At 42.3% G+C, this 13,589-nt stretch carries 16 protein-coding genes; 7 read left to right on the top strand and 9 right to left on the bottom strand.

Annotated features, from left to right (window positions below; all coding sequences use genetic code 11):
- Nucleotides 1-58 precede the first annotated feature (58 nt).
- Nucleotides 59-340: a pyrimidine/purine nucleoside phosphorylase gene (locus C9J38_RS15840; protein ID WP_006647687.1), complete on the bottom strand. Its 282-nt coding sequence runs from the start codon at nucleotides 338-340 to the stop codon at nucleotides 59-61.
- A gap of 181 nt (nucleotides 341-521) precedes the next feature.
- Here C9J38_RS15840 and C9J38_RS15835 point away from each other — a divergent pair, with 181 nt between their 5' ends.
- Nucleotides 522-725 carry a hypothetical protein gene (locus C9J38_RS15835; RefSeq protein WP_105061403.1) on the top strand — a complete coding sequence of 68 codons (204 nt, stop codon included), beginning with the start codon at nucleotides 522-524 and terminating at the stop codon, nucleotides 723-725.
- Nucleotides 726-735: 10 nt separating this feature from the next.
- Here C9J38_RS15835 and zntR read toward each other — a convergent pair whose 3' ends face one another.
- The gene (zntR, locus tag C9J38_RS15830; RefSeq protein ID WP_107207960.1) at nucleotides 736-1,203 is read right to left on the bottom strand and encodes a Zn(2+)-responsive transcriptional regulator; all 468 of its coding nucleotides are present in this window, start codon (nucleotides 1,201-1,203) and stop codon (nucleotides 736-738) included.
- A gap of 236 nt (nucleotides 1,204-1,439) precedes the next feature.
- Here zntR and purH point away from each other — a divergent pair, with 236 nt between their 5' ends.
- Nucleotides 1,440-3,032: a bifunctional phosphoribosylaminoimidazolecarboxamide formyltransferase/IMP cyclohydrolase gene (gene purH, locus C9J38_RS15825; protein ID WP_107207959.1), complete on the top strand. Its 1,593-nt coding sequence runs from the start codon at nucleotides 1,440-1,442 to the stop codon at nucleotides 3,030-3,032.
- Between the two features lie 105 nt (nucleotides 3,033-3,137).
- Nucleotides 3,138-4,427 carry a phosphoribosylamine--glycine ligase gene (gene purD, locus C9J38_RS15820; RefSeq protein ID WP_107207958.1) on the top strand — a complete coding sequence of 430 codons (1,290 nt, stop codon included), beginning with the start codon at nucleotides 3,138-3,140 and terminating at the stop codon, nucleotides 4,425-4,427.
- A 70-nt stretch (nucleotides 4,428-4,497) separates the two neighbouring features.
- Here purD and C9J38_RS15815 read toward each other — a convergent pair whose 3' ends face one another.
- Both C9J38_RS15815 and hupA read right to left on the bottom strand, forming a co-directional pair.
- Nucleotides 4,498-5,184, bottom strand: a complete 687-nt coding sequence (locus C9J38_RS15815) for a DUF1481 domain-containing protein (protein WP_233218515.1) — start codon at nucleotides 5,182-5,184, stop codon at nucleotides 4,498-4,500.
- A gap of 43 nt (nucleotides 5,185-5,227) precedes the next feature.
- Nucleotides 5,228-5,500 carry a nucleoid-associated protein HU-alpha gene (gene hupA / locus C9J38_RS15810; protein ID WP_005372678.1) on the bottom strand — a complete coding sequence of 91 codons (273 nt, stop codon included), beginning with the start codon at nucleotides 5,498-5,500 and terminating at the stop codon, nucleotides 5,228-5,230.
- Nucleotides 5,501-5,726: 226 nt separating this feature from the next.
- On the opposite strand from hupA, the gene C9J38_RS15805 reads away from it, so the two are divergent.
- Nucleotides 5,727-6,785 (top strand): CNNM domain-containing protein, encoded by a 1,059-nt coding sequence (locus tag C9J38_RS15805; protein ID WP_005372680.1) that lies wholly within the window; start codon nucleotides 5,727-5,729, stop codon nucleotides 6,783-6,785.
- A gap of 66 nt (nucleotides 6,786-6,851) precedes the next feature.
- On the opposite strand, the gene brnQ is transcribed toward C9J38_RS15805, so the two are convergent.
- The 3 genes from brnQ to C9J38_RS15795 all read right to left on the bottom strand — a co-directional run bounded on the left by brnQ (nucleotide 6,852) and on the right by C9J38_RS15795 (nucleotide 9,337).
- The gene (gene brnQ, locus C9J38_RS15800; protein ID WP_107207956.1) at nucleotides 6,852-8,159 is read right to left on the bottom strand and encodes a branched-chain amino acid transport system II carrier protein; all 1,308 of its coding nucleotides are present in this window, start codon (nucleotides 8,157-8,159) and stop codon (nucleotides 6,852-6,854) included.
- Between the two features lie 115 nt (nucleotides 8,160-8,274).
- Nucleotides 8,275-8,397, bottom strand: a complete 123-nt coding sequence (locus tag C9J38_RS22130; protein WP_255418321.1) for a hypothetical protein — start codon at nucleotides 8,395-8,397, stop codon at nucleotides 8,275-8,277.
- 352 nt (nucleotides 8,398-8,749) lie between these two features.
- Complete coding sequence (locus C9J38_RS15795; protein ID WP_005372684.1) at nucleotides 8,750-9,337, bottom strand: YjaG family protein; 588 nt, start codon at nucleotides 9,335-9,337, stop codon at nucleotides 8,750-8,752.
- A 67-nt stretch (nucleotides 9,338-9,404) separates the two neighbouring features.
- Here C9J38_RS15795 and C9J38_RS15790 point away from each other — a divergent pair, with 67 nt between their 5' ends.
- Both C9J38_RS15790 and C9J38_RS15785 read left to right on the top strand, forming a co-directional pair.
- A complete protein-coding gene (locus C9J38_RS15790) occupies nucleotides 9,405-10,316 on the top strand; it encodes a D-2-hydroxyacid dehydrogenase (RefSeq protein ID WP_107207954.1) in 912 nt (303 codons plus the stop codon).
- 31 nt (nucleotides 10,317-10,347) lie between these two features.
- A complete protein-coding gene (locus C9J38_RS15785; RefSeq protein ID WP_107207997.1) occupies nucleotides 10,348-10,935 on the top strand; it encodes a uracil-DNA glycosylase family protein in 588 nt (195 codons plus the stop codon).
- A gap of 54 nt (nucleotides 10,936-10,989) precedes the next feature.
- On the opposite strand, the gene hemE is transcribed toward C9J38_RS15785, so the two are convergent.
- Together hemE and nudC are read right to left on the bottom strand one after the other, a co-directional pair.
- On the bottom strand, nucleotides 10,990-12,057 hold the full coding sequence (hemE, locus tag C9J38_RS15780; RefSeq protein WP_005372689.1) for a uroporphyrinogen decarboxylase: 1,068 nt from the start codon (nucleotides 12,055-12,057) through the stop codon (nucleotides 10,990-10,992).
- 118 nt (nucleotides 12,058-12,175) lie between these two features.
- The gene (nudC, locus tag C9J38_RS15775; protein ID WP_107207953.1) at nucleotides 12,176-12,952 is read right to left on the bottom strand and encodes an NAD(+) diphosphatase; all 777 of its coding nucleotides are present in this window, start codon (nucleotides 12,950-12,952) and stop codon (nucleotides 12,176-12,178) included.
- A 149-nt stretch (nucleotides 12,953-13,101) separates the two neighbouring features.
- Here nudC and rsd point away from each other — a divergent pair, with 149 nt between their 5' ends.
- Nucleotides 13,102-13,584, top strand: coding sequence for a sigma D regulator (rsd, locus tag C9J38_RS15770; RefSeq protein WP_107207951.1), 483 nt, complete (start codon nucleotides 13,102-13,104; stop codon nucleotides 13,582-13,584).
- Nucleotides 13,585-13,589 lie beyond the last annotated feature (5 nt).

The following is a 13,589-nucleotide window of genomic DNA, read 5'->3' as shown; positions in this document are numbered from 1 at the left end:
CGGCAAACAAAAAAGCTCCACCGAAGTGAAGCTTTTAGATAATCACTATAATTTAAAATTATAAGTAATCACAAAGATAAGCAGTAGTAACCAATACTTTCACATTAAATGAACTGTCACCTGGAACTTCAAAGTTATCGCCTGCGTTGTAAGTTTCCCAGTCAACATGGCCTGGTAGTTTTACAGTTAATGCACCTTTAACCACCGTCATACGCTCAGGTGCTACAGTACCAAAAGTATATTCGCCAGGTGCCATTACGCCAACACTGACATGATCACCCGAAGATTCAAAGCCAATTGATTTTACTTGGCTATCAAAATATTCATTTACTTTTAACATCGATTTTCCTTATCTTTAATTCGTATTAGCGATACGCTTTTGACTGGAAATTATCACAAAATTTCACAATGCCCTAATGAAATATAATGACGCTAATCACGATATTCATGACATGAATTTAACTTGGTTCATGATAAAAAAACGCTACACTAGTCTTTGAAATTTTATCAAGGGATCTCAGATGTTAAATAAACATGTTTTAGCGGTACTACTGATCGCTTCGTTACCATTAGTTGGTTGTAGCAGTAGCGATAAACAAAATATTAAAGATGGCTTCACTGAGATTGGTCACGCGACCCGTGATGCAACCAAAGCAACGGGACACTTTTTCCGTGATACCACAAAAGATGCGATCCAAAATGCAAAAGAAGCCACCAGCGATTAATTTATACGTTCTATTTCTTGTGCCTTGAACAACATGACTTGGTGTCACCGATAGGATCTGGCGTATCACAGCTATCGTTCAAGGCCTCAAGGATTGAGCAATGGCTCGCATCATCATCCACATGGCCACAACACGCATCATTGATCTTTTTTAACGCGCGTCGAATACGCGAGAGTTCCTTTATTTTCATATCCACTTCGTCAAGCTTAGCTTGGGTGATCGCTTTTACTTCCGCACAACTATGTTGACTAGCTTCCAGTCGGATATCTAATAGCTCACGAATTTCTTCCAAACTTAAGCCAATAGCTTTGGCCCGTAAGATAAATTTAACTCGCGATAAATTATCATCACTATATAAACGATAACCACTGTCGCTTCGGCCTGCAGGCTGGAGCAAATCATTTTTTTCGTAAAACCGTAATGTATCGCTACTGACCTGACATAACTTTGCTAATTGACCAATCAAATACATCGCCATCTTGCTCATTTCTCCTAAAGACACCCAAAAAAGCAAACGTTTGCGTAATCTTCCTATTCATGTAAAATAATGGTCACATTACACACAAATGACCATTATTGATAAATCACTATTGTCATCACCCAAACATTGTTGATGTGATGAGAATCAGGATATTTCCCAAAACCAATTCACACCAAATGGGCTTGGTCTTGGGAAATATTCTATTCACCGTGTAATTAAAAGAGATAGTAGCCATGGAAAACGCTCGTCCTATTCGCCGTGCACTGATCAGCGTATCAGACAAAACAGGTATTGTGGAATTCGCACAGGCTCTTGCCAATCGCGGCGTAGAAATCTTATCGACAGGCGGTACCGCTCGTTTACTTGCCGAGAAAAACATTCAAGTCACTGAAGTTTCTGATTACACCGGTTTCCCAGAAATGATGGATGGCCGTGTAAAAACCCTTCACCCAAAAGTTCACGGTGGCGTACTAGGCCGTCGTGGTACTGACGACGAAGTAATGGAAAAGCACGGTATTAACCCTATCGATATGGTTGTTGTTAACCTTTATCCTTTTGCTGAGACTGTTGCCAAAGCCGGTTGTACGCTCGCCGACGCAGTTGAGAACATCGACATCGGTGGTCCAACAATGGTTCGCTCTGCAGCAAAAAACCATAAAGATGTAGCGATTGTCGTTAATGCGCACGATTACGACCGCGTACTAACAGAAATTAGCACCAACAATGGCTCACTAACTCAGGCAACACGTTTCGATTTAGCTATCTCAGCTTTTGAACATACTGCAGCTTACGACGGTATGATCGCCAACTACTTTGGTACTATGGTGCCATCTTACGGCGACAACAAAGAAGGTGACGAGGAATCGAAGTTTCCACGCACTTTCAATCAGCAATTCGAGAAAAAACAAGACATGCGCTATGGTGAAAACAGCCACCAAGCAGCAGCATTCTATGTTGAAGCCAACCCACAAGAAGCTTCTGTCGCAACGGCAACGCAACTTCAAGGTAAGGCGCTATCATACAACAACATCGCCGATACAGATGCAGCACTTGAGTGTGTGAAAGAATTCGATTTACCCGCTTGTGTGATTGTAAAACATGCTAACCCATGTGGTGTCGCACTCGGGGACAATTTACTTGAAGCTTACGATCGCGCTTACAAAACTGACCCTACCTCAGCATTTGGCGGCATTATTGCGTTCAACGGTGAATTAGATGCAGCAACTGCACAAGCGATTGTTGATCGTCAATTTGTCGAAGTTATTATCGCGCCGAAAGTATCAGCAGAGGCGGCAGCCGTTGTTGCAACCAAGAAAAACTTACGTCTTCTTGAGTGTGGCGAATGGACAACCAAAACTACGGGTTTTGACGTTAAACGTGTAAATGGTGGTTTATTGGTTCAAGACCGTGACCAAGGTATGGTATCGGTTGATGATTTAACCGTTGTCACTCAACGTCAACCAACCACAGACGAACTGCGTGATGCACTATTTTGCTGGAAAGTAGCGAAATACGTGAAATCAAACGCGATTGTGTATGCAAAAGGCAATATGACCATAGGTGTTGGTGCAGGTCAAATGAGCCGCGTTTATTCTGCCAAAATTGCAGGTATTAAAGCTGCTGACGAAAACCTAGAAGTCGCGGGTAGCGTAATGGCATCAGATGCATTCTTCCCGTTCCGTGATGGTATTGATGCCGCAGCAGAAGCAGGCATTACTTGTGTTATCCAACCGGGTGGTTCAATGCGTGATGATGAAGTCATTGCTGCTGCTGACGAGCATGGCATGGCGATGGTATTTACCGGTATGCGCCACTTCCGCCACTAAGTTGTCATCACAAACTTGAGTGAATAAAACTATCGATTTAGTCTCTGCTCTTTTTTAAAGAGCAGAGATTTTTAAGTATTTAGCGCGAAGCAATAAGGATTAACGATGAAAGTACTGATCATTGGTAACGGCGGCCGTGAACACGCATTAGGCTGGAAAGTTGCACAAAACCCACAAGTAGAAACGGTATTTATTGCTCCTGGTAATGCAGGAACAGCACTTGAACCTAAACTGGAAAATGTTGAGATTGGTGTTGAAGACATCGCAGCATTAGTTGAATTTGCGCAAAATAATCAAATTGGTTTAACCATTGTCGGCCCAGAAGCGCCACTGGTTATTGGTGTGGTTGATGCGTTCCGCGCAGCTAAACTGCCCATCTTTGGTCCAACAGAAGCCGCAGCACAACTTGAAGGCTCTAAAGCTTTCACTAAAGACTTCCTTGCTCGCCACAATATTCCAACGGCGGAATATCAAAACTTTACTGAAATCGATCCCGCTCTTGCTTACTTAAAGCAAAAAGGCGCACCGATTGTAGTAAAAGCGGATGGCTTAGCAGCAGGTAAAGGCGTGATTGTCGCAATGACAGAGCAAGAAGCCGAAGATGCCGTACGCGATATGCTCGCTGGCAATGCATTTGGTGAAGCCGGACACCGCGTAGTTATCGAAGAGTTCTTAGATGGTGAAGAAGCCAGTTTCATCGTAATGGTAGACGGTAAAAACGTTCTACCTATGGCCACCAGCCAAGATCATAAACGTGTTGGAAATGGCGATACTGGCCCTAACACGGGTGGCATGGGCGCTTATTCACCAGCCCCTGTTGTAACACAAGATATCCATGACCGCGTGATGAAAGAAGTGATCTACCCAACGGTTGAAGGGATGGCCGCAGAAGGCGCACCTTATACAGGTTTCCTTTATGCTGGCTTGATGATCATGAGCGATGGCACCCCAAAAGTGATCGAATACAACTGTCGCTTTGGTGATCCGGAAACTCAACCTATCATGTTACGTATGCAGTCTGATTTGGTTGAGCTATGTTTAGCAGCGATTGATGGCAAGCTAGATACCGTAGAATCGAAATGGGATCCACGCGCTTCTATCGGTGTTGTTTTAGCCGCTGGCGGCTATCCAGCAAGCTACAACAAGGGTGATGTGATTTCAGGCTTGCCGCAACAAGAAGTGGCTGGCGAGAAAGTCTTCCACGCCGGCACAACGAATAATCAAGGCGATATCGTCACTAACGGTGGTCGTGTGCTGTGTGCAACCGCGATGGGCGATACTGTCTTAGAAGCACAACAGCGTGCTTATACGTTGGCAAAACAAATTTCGTGGGATGGCATGTTCCATCGTGACGATATTGGTTATCGCGCTATTGCTCGTGAGCAACAGCAATAAAACGCATTCTCCCTAAGTTAAAAAACGCGCTTAATCAGCGCGTTTTTTATTGTCTTTTTTTTGCAAGCATTTATTGCTTCGTATCAATCAGTGTCGGTGCTTGTAGACAAGTCTCACTCACCACACCCGATAACAACTTATGAATTCTTAACCTACCGTTTTTCTGCTCGCCAATAGCCGCCCAATGTCCCGATGGGGAAAATGCGGATAATACATTAGGATCATCAATCGTGATCGGCTGTTGAGTTTGACAAGAGATCTGCTGTTGTTGCTGTCTATAGCCTTGCTCAAAATACTGTTTTGATCTTTTTAGTCGTTCAATCCGATGGACTAAATATTCGCTGTGCTGTTTGAGCTCCGTTATTTCATTTGTCGTTAACGGTAAGATATGCCCATCTTCTTTATAGCGTTGATAAACTGCGACGCCTTGGCTATCGAAGCGAAGTTGTAATTCAAAGGGAACTTGCTGTCCATCGATTAACCGCTCACCCTGTTGTAACAGCGTTTTAAGCTTACCTGACTGCCATTGGTAATCACTTTGATAATCACCTTGCTTAGTACTGTACACACGCTCTCCTAGCCGTTCTGGAGCATTCTGACGGGATAAATACCAATAGATATATGTACCATCTACTTTTTGCTCAGCAACATTCACCTTAGTGATCGGCAATGCGGTGTTATCAGCAAGGTTTCCTGCAACACATCCAGTGAGAATGAGAGGAAGAAGAAAAGAAAAGAGAAATGAAATTTTAGACATAAAAAAACCGCCAGATGAATAATTCATTCTGGCGGTATCACAATTACTTCAATGCATCTTTTAGTGCTTTACCAGCAACAAACGCAGGAACGTTAGCTGCAGCAATTTGAATTTCAGCACCAGTTTGTGGGTTACGGCCAGTGCGAGCTGCACGATGGTTTACTTTAAATGTACCAAAGCCAATTAGTTGAACCTGGTCACCGTCTTTTAGCGCATCAGTAATGCCGTCAAGAGTAGATTCCAAAGCTGCTTTTGCTTGTGCTTTAGATAGATCCGCTTTTTCTGCGATCAGGTCAATCAGTTGGGTCTTGTTCATTAGGTTTCCCTTCTAAGGTTTTTCGTAAGACGAGACAACTCTAATTCAAAAGAAGCCCGTGTGGCAAAGGTTTGTCTGCTTTATTCGACTCAGGTGCGGACTCTTTAACCACAATCTGAGCGCAAGTTCACAAAATGTTACCAAATACCGCATAAAAATAGTTGTATTTATTCTGCCCAGCCCCGATTAATATAGCTGATATTCGCTAATTTACTGATAGGTTGACATGGTACTCCTTACGATTTACATCTCCGTTGCGATTGGTGTTTCGTTTATTTGTTCCGTATTAGAAGCGGTGTTACTTAGTATTTCACCAAGTTATATCGCCACATTACGCCAACAAAACCACCCTGCGGCGGCAAAACTCACCGCGCTCAAAGATAATATTGATCGGCCTCTTGCCTCGATCTTGACCCTAAACACCATCGCTCACACCATCGGTGCTGCAACCGCAGGTGCACAAGCGACTATCGTATTTGGTAGTGAATGGTTAGGTGTGTTCTCGGGCGTATTAACCATAGGTATTTTATTACTGTCTGAAATTGTGCCAAAAACCATTGGTGCAACTTACTGGCGTCAACTTGCACCATTCTCAGCGACTATGTTGCGTTGGATGGTATTACTTTTGATCCCTCTAGTGTGGGTATCAGAACAAATTACTCGTCGTTTATCACGCGGTCATGAGCAACCAAAATTACGTGATGAAATTTCAGCAATGGCGTTACTAGCACACGAAACAGGTGAGTTAGGTGAAGGCGAGTCAAAAATCCTAACCAACTTACTGCAATTCCGTGATGTAAGCGTAACGAAAATTATGACGCCACGTCCGGTGCTATTCCGTGTTGATGCAGAGCAAACCATTAATGAATTCTTGTCTCAGCATAAAAATAGTCCGTTCTCTCGTCCATTGGTATATAGCGAGCAGAGTGACAACATTGTCGGTTTCGTTCACCGCCTAGAGCTATTTGCTGAAAGCCAAGCGGGTAAAGGGGGCCAAGAACTCGGTGTATTAATGCGCCCACTACCCGTTATTATGAATAACGTTAGCGTACCTAAGGCTTTTGAGCGCTTAATGCAGGAACGTTCACAGCTTATCTTAATCGTTGACGAATACGGCACAGTACAAGGTCTCGTGACCTTAGAAGATATTTTCGAAAGCCTGGTAGGTGAAGAAATTGTCGATGAAGCCGATAAAAATACTGACATGCAGCAACTGGCTTTCCAGCGTTGGGAAAAGTGGAAGAAAAAGCATGGTGTAATTCAAAATAATGATGAAGAAAAATAATCCTCCATCATGAAAAAAGGGACCTTTCGGTCCCTTTTTTATTATCTCTTTAAACCACTCAGTACATTAGTATTCTTTAGTCAGTACTTGGCGTTTTACTGTCAAACGCTGCGCAATTAATCCGATAACCAAGGTGATTACCGTCGGCAAAATCCAACCTGCGTAATAGTGATATAACGGTAGATTAGCCTCTAGTATCTTATCCATCTGTGCTGGCATCGCTTCAAGAATATGCGTTGCATCAATACAGCCAAAAATCATCGCAACGGCTAAGGTTGCCAATACCATCTTTTGTGATAATTGATGACGCAGTGGTGCAATAATCAGTAATGAAATCGCAATAGGGTGTAACGCAACAACCACAGGTAATGTCACTTTCAACAATTGCGATAAGCCAACGTTAGCAATAATGCCTGATAGCACCATAATCACAATAACACTTTTACGATAGGTCACCGGTGTGAAAGTACGGCTATAAAACTCACTACCCGCAGTTGTCACCCCAATCGCTGTTGTTAAGCACGCCAATACCAATACCGCACCTAATAACAAAGTACCAAACACACCAAAATGATAATTGGTGAAAGCGGTTAAGATCTCACCACCATTAGTGAAGTTTAATCCCAGCCCTTCGCTTGTTACGCCAATATAAGCAAGAGACAAGTACACTAATGCCATTGCACTTGAATACATAAGCGCCGCAATTAAGGTGTATTTTGCAATGGCTTTAGGCTCTTTAACGCCCATACCTTCAATAGCACGGAAGATAACCCAGCCAAAACCAATCGATCCTAACGCATCCATTGTCATATAACCTTGGGTTAAACCTTCAGCCATCGCCCCATTAACATAAGCTCCCGTCGCTTCAGTGACATAACCTGAAGGATATAAAATAGCGACAACAGCCATCACACCTAAAATCGTTAGCAGTATTGGCGTTAACCATTTGCCTAATGTGTCCACCAGCTTACCGGGATATAACGAGAACAAAATAGCGGCGATACAAAATGCTATAGAAAAAGGGATAAGACCAACATCACCCATGAAGGGAGCAAGACTAAATTGGTAAGCCACGGTGATCGTACGAGGAATAATAAAAGCAGGACCAATCACAATAAACAACATCACCCAAAAGCTAGTTGCTAAAGGCTTCGGTAATGCGGCGGTTAAGTTATCAGAGCCTCGAACCCAAGCGACAATCACCAGCGCAATCGCAGGTAAACCCACTCCAGTTAAAAGAAAGCCTGTCATGCCACTTAGAAAGTTATCACCAGCTTGATAACCTAAGAATGGAGGGAAGATTAAGTTTCCCGCGCCTAAATACATGGCGAATGTCATAAAGCCTAATGCGGCAATATTGCGTGCACTTAACATAGTATTCCTTTGATTGTGACTTTCAGCTTGGAGGAAGCGAGATGGGAATATGTTTCAAAGGACCTATCAGCTTCTTCGCAAGCTGACAGTAATGTTTAAATATAAGCAGCCAGCTCTAAATACGTTTTAGAGAGAGCATGAGGAGTTGGCGGATATTACCGTCACACATCGCATATTGCGCAGTAATATTACGACCACAAAAACAGGTAGCGAATGTCATTGCTATAAATGTATGCATTGTACCTCCTCGTGAATAAACCATTATTGCCATAAACAATGTGCTACGGCGCTGTAACGTTATAAACGGTGAAGGGATCGAATTACAATAGCCAAAATAAAATAAGTGCAATGGTGCAAATTTAAATCACCAAGCAGTGATATTCACTGGCTTTTAAATTAAAAACCAGAACTAAAAACTTCACAAACCCCAAACATACTGAAACACAAACAATACAAATGATGAAATAACCGTCTTTTCTACGATATTTTGCTTATATAACGAAATATTTTTATGCTGAACAACGCACTTTCACCCGATACAAAAAAAGAGCCCTTAGGCTCTTTTTTTACTGTCATGGCGATATTAGCTGTTAGAGCTCAATACCGATATTACTGACAGGCTCATCACGCAACTCTGCACGAAGATCTTTAATCAATTCAATATCACGTGTTTCTGCTTCTTTTAATGCACGGAAAATCGCCCACTGGGTATCCCATTCCGCACATACTGCTTCATTTTCTTTTTGATTATCGTTAGTGATCTCAATACCTGTTTGTGCGTACTCAAGATTAGCAACCGTTTCTGCCGATAAAGCACTTAGTTTGATCACTGTTTCCATCATAAGATCACGATCTAACATCGCATGCAGAAGATCAGCAAGTGCAACACACGCATCAATCGCAGGGCTTACCGCGTAGATATCAAACTCATCTTCGCTTGGCACCATATCTTCTAATTTTTCTAGCTGATTCTCGAAGTTAATTTTGGCGTTTTTAACGGTCAAAATCTCCCAGACGCTATCTAAGATCACTCGATATTTATAAGAATCAGCAAATCCTGTTTCTGCACAGAAAAATACATAATTTGGGTACATACGCTCACACAAAGACACCATAAATGTCAGGTGTTGCCACGGTTCTAATTTTTCTAAGCGTAACTGGATCGGATTTTTAAGCATGAGATAATCTACAGTAGTGATTTGAAGTGAAGTTTACTTGATAAACGAATAAGGCTAAAGGAAAAGCATGATCAAAGTTTCAGTAATATCAAAGCAACAACAACGCTATACCCAATTATTGGCACAGGCGCAGTTACCGGACCTTTGCTTAACCGATGATCCTTCGCAAGCAAGCATAATTCTAGCGGATCCTCCTTTGATCGCCAACCAACTCGAACAATTACCCAAACTAAAATGGTTACAATCAACATTTGCAGGCATTGATGCCCTCATTAAACCTCACCTACGACAAGATTATTTACTCACTAACGTTAAAGGATATTTTGGCCCTTTGATCAGTGAATATGTTATTGGTCAGTGCCTTAATTACTATCGTCACTTCCACCAATACGCACAGCAACAAACACAATCTTTATGGCAGCCAATCCCTTATCAATCTGTCAGTGGCAAAACCATGGTAATCATAGGAACAGGAAGCATCGGCTGTATACTCGCAAAAACGGCAAAAGCATTGAACTTCTCGGTCATTGGTGTCAACAGGCAAGGCTTATCAGCCTCTACTGATTTTACTCAAACATATCCAATTACAGAATTGCAGCACGCACTCAGCAAGGCAGATGTGATTGTTTCTATTCTGCCATCAACAGAACACACGAATGATATCTATAACCAACAATGCTGGTCCCACTGCCGTAATGCACTTTTTTTCAATGTTGGTAGAGGTAATACTGTTGTTGAATCAGACTTAATTAATGCGCTTGATAATAAACAACTCAACCATGCTTACCTTGATGTGTTCAAGCAAGAGCCACTTAACCAAGATCATCCTTTTTGGCATCATCCAAAAATCAGTATCACTCCACATATAGCGGCGGAAAGTTTTCCAGAACAAGTCATAGAGATATTCAAAACTAATTACCTCCGCTTTAAACAACAGCAAGATCTAAATTATCTTATTGATTTTAAAAGTGGATATTAAAAGTGCAACTATATTTGAACGTACAACCAAGATGAAACAAGTTGATAACTTACGCGATCTTATTCACCACTGCGAGATCTGCAAAGATCACCTAGTACCACAACCTGTGATTCAATTTAGCTCTAAAGCTAGGTTATTGCTTATTGGACAAGCGCCCGGATTAAAAGTCCATCAAACAGGGATCCCATTCAATGATCCTAGCGGTGATCGTCTACGCCAATGGCTTGGGTTGGACAAAGATACCTTCTATAACCCAGAACACATTGCCATTATGCCGATGGGTTTATGTTATCCCGGAAAAGGGAAAACTGGTGATTTACCGCCTCGCCCAGAGTGTGCGCCAAAATGGCATCAGCCAGTGCTTGATCTGATGCCTAATATCGGTATGACATTACTGATCGGACAATACGCACAAAACTATTATTTACAAGATAAGCCGAAAACACTCACAGAAACCGTAAGGCAATGGCAACAATGGGCACCACGCTACATTCCATTGCCTCACCCATCGCCTCGTAATGCCATTTGGCTTAAAAAGAACCCATGGTTTGAATCAGATGTCGTTCCTTATATTCGCCAATACGTCCACCAGCATTTAGCAATCAAAGACCAAGTTTAGAGATAAAAAAACCCACGCTATTGCGTGGGTTTTTTATCATATCAATTTGGCAAATTACTTATGGTAAGGCTTCGATAATTCATGCACGGCTTCAACAAACACACCAGCATTTTCAGGCGGAACATCCAAGTGAATACCATGACCTAAGTTAAAGACATGGCCTGTACCACCATCGCCAAAACCTTCAAGAATCGTTGCTACTTCTTGACGAATACGTTCAGGTTGCGCATAAAGCATGGATGGATCCATATTACCTTGTAGTGCAACCTTATCACCGATGCGACGTTTCGCTTCTGCGATATCAATGGTCCAATCTAAGCCTACGCCATCACAGCCCGTCGCTGCGATTTGCTCAAGCCACATGCCACCATTTTTAGTAAACAGCGTAACAGGTACACGACGACCTTCATTTTCACGAATTAAGCCATCTACAATCTTATGCATGTAACGCAGCGAGAATTCGTTGTAATCACGTGGGGTTAACACACCACCCCAAGTATCAAATACCATCACAGCCTGTGCACCGGCTTTGATCTGTGCATTTAGGTATTCAGTAACACTATCCGCTAACTTATCTAGCAATAGGTGTAGTGTTTGTGGCTCTGCATACATCATCTTCTTGATCTTAGTGAAAGCTTTAGAGCTACCACCTTCAACCATGTAAGTCGCCAATGTCCATGGGCTACCAGAGAAGCCAATCAATGGTACTTCACCTTGCAGATCATGACGAATTTGACGAACGGCATTCATTACGTATTGCAGCTCACCTTCAGGATCGGGTAAACCAATTTTATCTACGTCAGCTTTACAAGTAATAGGACGTTGGAATTTAGGTCCTTCGCCTGCTTCGAAGTATAAGCCAAGACCCATTGCATCAGGAATCGTCAAGATATCTGAGAACAAGATAGCAGCATCAAGCGGAAAACGCTTAAGTGGCTGCAATGTGACTTCACTTGCTAGCTCAGCGTTCTTACATAGCGACATAAAGTCACCTGCAACGCTACGTGTTTCACGGTATTCTGGGAGATAACGACCCGCTTGGCGCATCATCCACACCGGCGTGTAATCAACAGGCTGTTTTAACAACGCACGTAGGTAGCGGTCATTCTTTAATTCGCTCATTTGAGACTCCATGGGTAAATTCTGCATTTATTGTATCATTCATTACTCAGAACAAAATAGAGCATATCTTATTCTATCAATAGGAAATAACGATACGATAACGCGTTAAACCTGATTGTTAATCATTACAGGGCGAGCTTGAAAAAGACAACGTATGGTCTATTAATCGACGTGCGATTGTCCCTTGTGGCGGTAACTGAGGTAAATGCTCCGCATCAGCCCAGATTGCGTCGGTTAACTCTTCATAATCAGGCTTAATATCACCACTGGCGTAATCAGCAGTAAATCCCATCATCAGATTAGAGGGAAATGCCCACGGCTGACTAGCAAAGTATTGAATATTCGCAACAGTAATGCCTGTTTCTTCCAATACTTCACGTGCAACACATTGCTCTAGTGTTTCACCGGTTTCAACAAAACCCGCAATCACGGTATACATACCTGTTTTATGTCGGGGATGCTGCGCGAGCAAAATTTTCTCATCTTTACGTACCGCGACAATAATACAAGGCGAAACACGTGGATAATCCATTGCCTTACAAGTTTGGCACTGCATTGCCAATTGATCATCATGTAATTGTGCTTCATAGCCACAGCGACCACAATAACGCTGCTGAGTAAGCATATAAGATAATTGAATCGCGCGTCCTGCAAGATCAAAAAGGGCCGGCTCAATATGAAGTAATTCCCGCAAACCATAAAAATTAGCAGGATCGTTATTATCATCAGCCTCTAGCCAATAAACAAGATAACCATTAAAGCGGCCAATAACACGGCTAGATATCGTCGATAGCGTAATATCAGCCATATTTCGCAGCGGTAACGTCTTATTTTCAAGCCATATTTTTCCCTTCTGAATAATGCAGCAATATGCCAAATTCTCATTTTTTAACATTTTTATTACTTTCATCCTTGCGGCTGCGTAAATTTACTGGCAATCTAAAGTTTAAACCAAGTAGTTATCCGAACAACTAGCTCTCTTTAAAAGAGAAAGATCATCGACTATCGATTTAACGATATCGACATGACCATGAGGACGTGCTCATGCTTAGTAAATTCGAACAAGTCAAAAAAGAATGGGGCGGTCATAATGACGTCATTGACCAATGGCTGATGATGCGTCAACAACTGCTTATCGATTTTTGTAAACTAGCAGGCTTAGCCCCGAAAGAAGAGGCTAACCGCCAACTTCCTACCGCCTCTCAATTATCGTTATTCAGTGAAGCTCTGGTTGATTATATTTCAGCGGGTCACTTCAAAATTTACGATAACGTAATGGAGCGCTGGCATCAAACAGGTTATTCACCTACCGAAGAAATTTCCACTCTTTACGCAAAAATCACTTTAACGACAGATCCATTATTGAACTTCAATGATAAATACAGTGAAGTCAAAAAAGACGATTTACTTGAAAAATTTGATGAAGATTTATCTCAAGTGGGTGAGCTAATGGAACTTCGCTTTGCCCTTGAAGACAAACTGATTGAGCTGATCAGCGACAGTCTATCTTGCCCTCCTGGCGCATAGCCTAG

This window comes from Photobacterium sp. GB-210 (assembly GCF_003026075.1).
Classification (GTDB): Bacteria; Pseudomonadota; Gammaproteobacteria; order Enterobacterales; family Vibrionaceae; genus Photobacterium.
This window is presented reverse-complemented; position numbering and strand designations above follow the sequence as displayed.

Excerpts from the sequence above, each read along its gene's own strand:
- C9J38_RS15790 (WP_107207954.1), top strand. The coding sequence starts at position 9,405 with ATGATCAAAGTTTCAGTAATATCAAAGCAACAACAACGCTATACCCAA.
- C9J38_RS15815 (WP_233218515.1), bottom strand. The coding sequence starts at position 5,184 with ATGTCTAAAATTTCATTTCTCTTTTCTTTTCTTCTTCCTCTCATTCTC.
- zntR (WP_107207960.1), bottom strand. The coding sequence starts at position 1,203 with ATGGCGATGTATTTGATTGGTCAATTAGCAAAGTTATGTCAGGTCAGT.
- hupA (WP_005372678.1), bottom strand. The coding sequence starts at position 5,500 with ATGAACAAGACCCAACTGATTGACCTGATCGCAGAAAAAGCGGATCTA.
- purH (WP_107207959.1), top strand. The coding sequence starts at position 1,440 with ATGGAAAACGCTCGTCCTATTCGCCGTGCACTGATCAGCGTATCAGAC.
- nudC (WP_107207953.1), bottom strand. The coding sequence starts at position 12,952 with ATGTTAAAAAATGAGAATTTGGCATATTGCTGCATTATTCAGAAGGGA.
- C9J38_RS15805 (WP_005372680.1), top strand. The coding sequence starts at position 5,727 with ATGGTACTCCTTACGATTTACATCTCCGTTGCGATTGGTGTTTCGTTT.
- C9J38_RS15835 (WP_105061403.1), top strand. The coding sequence starts at position 522 with ATGTTAAATAAACATGTTTTAGCGGTACTACTGATCGCTTCGTTACCA.
- C9J38_RS15795 (WP_005372684.1), bottom strand. The coding sequence starts at position 9,337 with ATGCTTAAAAATCCGATCCAGTTACGCTTAGAAAAATTAGAACCGTGG.
- purD (WP_107207958.1), top strand. The coding sequence starts at position 3,138 with ATGAAAGTACTGATCATTGGTAACGGCGGCCGTGAACACGCATTAGGC.
- rsd (WP_107207951.1), top strand. The coding sequence starts at position 13,102 with ATGCTTAGTAAATTCGAACAAGTCAAAAAAGAATGGGGCGGTCATAAT.
- C9J38_RS15840 (WP_006647687.1), bottom strand. The coding sequence starts at position 340 with ATGTTAAAAGTAAATGAATATTTTGATAGCCAAGTAAAATCAATTGGC.
- C9J38_RS15785 (WP_107207997.1), top strand. The coding sequence starts at position 10,348 with ATGAAACAAGTTGATAACTTACGCGATCTTATTCACCACTGCGAGATC.
- hemE (WP_005372689.1), bottom strand. The coding sequence starts at position 12,057 with ATGAGCGAATTAAAGAATGACCGCTACCTACGTGCGTTGTTAAAACAG.
- brnQ (WP_107207956.1), bottom strand. The coding sequence starts at position 8,159 with ATGTTAAGTGCACGCAATATTGCCGCATTAGGCTTTATGACATTCGCC.
- C9J38_RS22130 (WP_255418321.1), bottom strand. The coding sequence starts at position 8,397 with ATGCATACATTTATAGCAATGACATTCGCTACCTGTTTTTGTGGTCGT.